This window comes from Roseateles sp. P5_E11 (genome assembly GCF_054049355.1).
This window is the reverse complement of record NZ_JBFUMO010000424.1, coordinates 1-5,236: the sequence shown is the minus strand read 5'-3', so window position 1 is coordinate 5,236 and position 5,236 is coordinate 1. Positions and strand designations below refer to the sequence as shown.

Genomic DNA, 5,236 nt, shown 5'->3' with positions numbered 1-5,236 from the left:
GGCTCCTAGGGCTCATCAACCCAGTAGTCCAGCCCGGCGTCCTGCTTTTGAAGCAGGCGCAGGCCCGGCGCGAAAGCACCCACCTTGCCCGAATCCGGGTAGACACAGATCTCCGGCTCCTTCTGCGTGCTGATGCTGATGTAGTGCAGCGGCGCGTCCGAGGTGTTGATGATGTGATGCGGGTACTCGGGCCCTGCCGGGATGTTGATGGTGTCGCCGGCGCGGATGGGCACCAGCTCGCCGGCGACGCGCAGCGTGCCCTCGCCCTGCAGCACGATGAACATCTCCTCCTCGGCGTAGTGGAAGTGGTAAGGGCAGCCCATCTGACCGGGCGCCAGGATGTCGAAGCTGGCGCCCAACTGCTGGGCGGCGGTGCCTTTGGATAGCGACGTGGTCTCGGTGTCGTAGCGCGGCGGGCGCACAAAGCGCTCGCGCGGCGCGTCATTGAAATTGCGGATCAGGCGCTCGCGCAATTCGGCGGCTTTATCGGACGGGGGCATCTGGAAGCTCCTGGGACAATGGCGGCTGAATGAATCCGCCCCTGCATCTTCCCCAAGCCTCCGACGACCTGCAATCCGCAGCTCACCAGGTCCTGTCAGCAGTATTCGGCTACACCGCCTTCCGCGGCCAGCAGGCCGACATCGTCCAGCAGGTGGCCGCCGGCGGCGACGCGCTGGTGCTGATGCCCACCGGTGGTGGCAAAAGCCTGTGCTACCAGGTGCCCGCCATCGTGCGCCACACCCGCCAACAGGGCGTGGCCATCGTCGTCAGCCCGCTGATCGCGCTGATGCACGACCAGGTCGGTGCGCTGGAGGAGGCCGGCGTGCACGCCGCCTTCCTGAACTCCAGCCAGACCGGCGAGGAGGCCAGCCGCATCGAGCGCGAGATGATGAGCGGGCGGCTGACGTTGCTCTACGCCGCGCCCGAGCGGCTGACGACGCCGCGCTTCCTGGCCCAGCTGGCCTCGCTGCACGAACGCGGCCTGCTGTCGATGTTCGCCATCGACGAGGCGCATTGCGTCAGCCAGTGGGGGCATGACTTCCGCTCCGAGTATCTGCAGCTCAGTCTGCTGCACGAGCGCTTCCCCGATGTGCCGCGCATCGCGCTGACGGCCACCGCCGATGACCTGACGCGGGCCGACATCATCCAGCGGCTGCAACTGCAGGACGCACGCGTCTTCATCAGCAGCTTCGACCGGCCCAACATCCGCTACCTGATCGCCGAAAAGACGACCTCGCCGCGCGACCAGCTGCTGCGCTTCATCAACGACGAGCACGAGGGCGAGGCCGGCATCGTCTACTGCCAGAGCCGCAAGAAGGTCGACGAGACGGCGGCGTGGCTGGAGAGCGAGGGCATCAAGGCCCTGCCCTACCACGCCGGCCTGGACGCCGACGTGCGCCGCCGCCACCAGGACCGTTTCCTGCGCGAGGACGGCATCGTCATGGTGGCCACCATCGCCTTCGGCATGGGCATCGACAAGCCCGACGTGCGCTTCGTCGCCCACCTGGACCTGCCCAAGAACATCGAGAGCTACTACCAGGAGACCGGTCGCGCCGGCCGCGATGGCGCGCCGGCCGAGGCCTGGATGACCTATGGCCTGGCTGACGTCGTCAACCAGCGCCGCATGATCGACGACAGCCCGGCCGACGAGGTCTTCAAGCAGGGCCAGCGCGGCAAGCTGGATGCGTTGCTGGCGCTGGCCGAGGCGACTGACTGCCGGCGCGTGCGGCTGCTGGGCTACTTCGGCGAAGCGTCAACGCCCTGTGGCAACTGCGACAACTGCTTGAACCCGCCGCAGACCTGGGACGGCACCGAGGCGGCACGCAAGCTGCTGAGCTGCATCTACCGCTTCCACCAGCGCGGCGAGCGTTTCGGCGCCGGCCACCTGATCGACGTGCTGCGGGGCAAGGCGACCGACAAGACCAAGCAATACGGCCACGAGAACCTGTCGACCTGGGCCTGCGGCGCCGACCTGTCCGAGCAGCAGTGGCGGGCTGTGCTGCGCCAGCTGATCTCGCTGGGTCATGTGGCCGCCGAGGGCGAGTTCAATACGCTGGCCTTGCAGGACAGCGCACGGGCGGTGCTCAAGGGCGAGGTGGAGTTGCGCCTGCGCGAGGCCGAGGAGAAGAAGCCGCGCGGCAAGTCAAAGACGTCGCGGGGCGGTGCCAAGCCCAAGGCAGATCCGGCGCTGGGCCTGGATGCCGAAGGTCATGAGCGCTTCGAGGCGCTGAAGGCCTGGCGCTCCGAGGTGGCCAAGGAGCATGGCCTGCCGGCCTATGTGATCTTCCAGAACACGACGCTGGCGGAGATGGCCCGCGTCCTGCCGGGGGACCTGGCCGAACTGGGGGAGATCAGCGGCGTGGGGGCGAAGAAGCTCGAAGCCTACGGCCGGGAGATCCTTCGCGTGTTGGGGCGTTAGCCCCTCGTCCAGTCTCGCCTTGCTGAACGCAGGCAAGTCTGGCCGGTCCCCCGAGGGGGCGGCGATGCGTGTGGCGTTGAGCCCCACGCACATCGCCAGTGCGGGCCGGCTAGGGGGCGGCCCGGCGCTCGGCCCGCTTAGCGGACGGCGGCCGTCAGGTCGGCGCTGGCGACTTGCGTCGCATCCGGCGTGCGGCGGCCTTCGATGACGACGCGGGGCAGCTGGGCAATCGTCGGCTCCGGGGTGCTCACGCCACTGATGACCACGCGGTCCAGCTTGACGACTTCGGGCGCTTCGGCCGGCACGGTGAGCGTCATCCAGGTAGCGCCGGTCAGGGCGACCAGGGCGACGAGGATGGCGGCGCTGACGGCTTGCAGGCGGGTGCGGGCGGCGGCGGTGGTGGTGCTGATGCGGTTCATGGCGGACTTCTTTCTCTCTGGTGTGCCGCCAGTGTGATCTTGAGGGGTCATCCGATCTAAGGGTTTGCGATAGGTTGCGGCTTTTCGCGGATGAAATGCGTCCGGCAGGGATCAACGGAATCCCTCCTTAAACCTGAGGGCCGACCCTGTCCCCGGCGTCATGCGGTGCCGGGATACTTCTCCCCTAAAAGCTAGGGAGAAGAGTCATGGCACGGGGCAACGACGTTCAGCTCGGCGGCATCACCGACCTCAACTTGCTGGCTGACATCAAGCGCGGCTTTGTCGACGCGCTCGAGGTCGTCACCTATGTGGACCGCCTGCGCAGGGTGCTGAAGACGCTCAACGGCCTGCGCCTGGGCTCGCGCGAGTCCAGCTCGCCGGCCTCGCCCTATACCGACATCGTCGCCCGTTGGCGCATCGTCCATTCCTTCCGCTGGAGCATCGTCGACGGCAAGGACGGAGCGCCCGACCGGCTGCTGCTCAACGTCTGCTTCGACGGCGGCTGGGAGCCCTATATGCGGGTGATCTGGGACCAGCTCGGCTCCACGCTGGACCTGATGCTCTGCCACACCGAGGCCTACACGCTGTCGCGCGACTGCAGCTTCGAGACCTATGGGCGCTGGGTGCGCGATCACGAGATCTCGGCCGACTTCCTGTTCATCGCCTCCGGCCGCAGCGTCGGCGATGGCGAATACCTCGCCCGGTTGGAGGCTGCTCAGCGCGGCCGTGCCAACGAGCTGGAATTCAACCGCCTGCGCGCGCCGGCCTCCGGCGAGACGCCGCCGCTGCCCGCTGGCGACAAGGAGCGCTTCGCGATGGCGGCGCGCGGCCTGCTGCCGCTGGCGGGCCTGTACACGCTGCAGCGCTACTTCGGCACCGGGGCACCCGACCGCGACTGCCTGCTGCGCGCCACCCACGACGTGCTGTTCGAGCTGCGCGAGCTGGGCACGGTTGAACAGTTTCCCAAGGATGGCGGCAAGACCGCAGGCGGCCAGCTGCGCCAGCGCCATCACGAGATGCTGGCCTGGTTCGAGCAGCCGCTGCCCGAGCCCGAGATCAAGGCGCGCGAGCTGTCGCTGCTGCCGGGCGACCTGCAGTGCTGCCTGCTGAGCAAACCGCCCGGCAACCGCGGCGGCCTGGTGCTGCTGCGCGTGGCCCAGCCGGCTCAGGCTGTCGCCTGGCTCAGCACCGCGCCGGTCCAGCGCGACAACGAAGACGGCGCCCAGCTCGCCGTCTGGCGCCAGGTGGCGCTGACCCTGTCAGGCCTGAGGGCGCTGGGCGTCCCGGCTTCGCGCCTGGAACGCTTCCCGCAGGCCTTCAAGGAAGGCATGGCCGCGCGCGCCGGCCTGCTGGGCGACGTGCGCCACAACCACCCTTCGCACTGGGTGCTGGCGCCTCATGTCAACAAGATCGACCGCATTGACCCCGCCAACGCCCATGTCCTCGTGCAGCTGCGCTTTGCGGCCGCCGAGCCGGGCGAGAACTTCACTGCGGCCGACGACAAGCGCCTGAAGGAGTTGGCCGAGGCCTTGACCGTCAACACCGGCCTGGCGCTGATGGCCATCGAGCCCATGCGCAGCAATGCGGCCGACAAGGAGCACTTCGGCTTCAAGGACGGCATCAGCCAGCCCGTGCCGACGCCGGACGACGCACCGCCCACGGGCCTGGCCTGGGACGACAAGGTCAAGTACGGCGAGGTGTTGCAAGGCTTCCCCACCGAGCGCGACAAGGGCTACACCGTGCCCGAGCAGCCCGATGCGCTGCTGGATCGCGGCAGCTTCCTGGTGGTGCGCAAGCTGCGCCAGTACACCGGTCGCTTTGCCAAGCGCACCTACCAGGAGGCCAGGAAGATCGGCCTGGACCACGAGCTGGTGCTTGCCAAGCTGATGGGCCGCTGGCAGGACGGCCGGCCGCTCGCGGCGCCCGAGGCCTCGGGCAGCAGCAATGACTTCAACTTCGCCAAGGACGCGCAAGGCTCGGCCTGCCCCTTCCACGCCCACATCCGCCGCACCAACCCGCGCGACCTGGCCGGCACGGCCTTCTCCAGGAACCGCATGCCGCGCATCCTGCGCCGCGGCATGAGCTATGGCGCGCCGGTGCATGCCGATGCCCCGGACGACGAGGACCGCGGCCTCGTCTTCATGGCCTACAACGCCCATCTGGCCGAGCAGTTTGAAGTGGTGCAGCGCTGGGTGGCCGGCGGCAACGCGAGCGGCGGCTATGCGGCGCAGAGCGACCCGMTGCTGGGTGTCGTCGACGGCAGCGGCGGCCCGCGCCTCTTCCCCTTCGAGCACGCCGGCAAGCCCTACGAGATCGACCTCGGCCCCGAGCCCTTCGTCACGCTGCAATGGGGCGCGTACTTTTTCGTGCCCTCCATCGCCGCGCTGAAATCCCTGCC

The 5,236-nt window shown here is 68.6% G+C and carries 4 protein-coding genes; 2 read left to right on the top strand and 2 right to left on the bottom strand.

The features are described from left to right. Window positions 1–5 precede the first annotated feature (5 nt). On the bottom strand, window positions 6–500 hold the full coding sequence (locus tag ACXJKR_RS23700; RefSeq protein ID WP_457324901.1) for a cupin domain-containing protein: 495 nt from the start codon (window positions 498–500) through the stop codon (window positions 6–8). A 29-nt stretch (window positions 501–529) separates the two neighbouring features. On the opposite strand from ACXJKR_RS23700, the gene recQ reads away from it, so the two are divergent. Continuing rightward, the gene (gene recQ, locus ACXJKR_RS23695) at window positions 530–2,419 is read left to right on the top strand and encodes a DNA helicase RecQ (protein WP_457324900.1); all 1,890 of its coding nucleotides are present in this window, start codon (window positions 530–532) and stop codon (window positions 2,417–2,419) included. Window positions 2,420–2,556: 137 nt separating this feature from the next. On the opposite strand, the gene ACXJKR_RS23690 is transcribed toward recQ, so the two are convergent. After that, the gene (locus ACXJKR_RS23690; RefSeq protein WP_457324899.1) at window positions 2,557–2,838 is read right to left on the bottom strand and encodes a hypothetical protein; all 282 of its coding nucleotides are present in this window, start codon (window positions 2,836–2,838) and stop codon (window positions 2,557–2,559) included. 206 nt (window positions 2,839–3,044) lie between these two features. Here ACXJKR_RS23690 and ACXJKR_RS23685 point away from each other — a divergent pair. Further along, the coding region (locus tag ACXJKR_RS23685) for a Dyp-type peroxidase (RefSeq protein WP_457324898.1) at window positions 3,045–5,236 on the top strand (2,192 nt) is incomplete at its 3' end.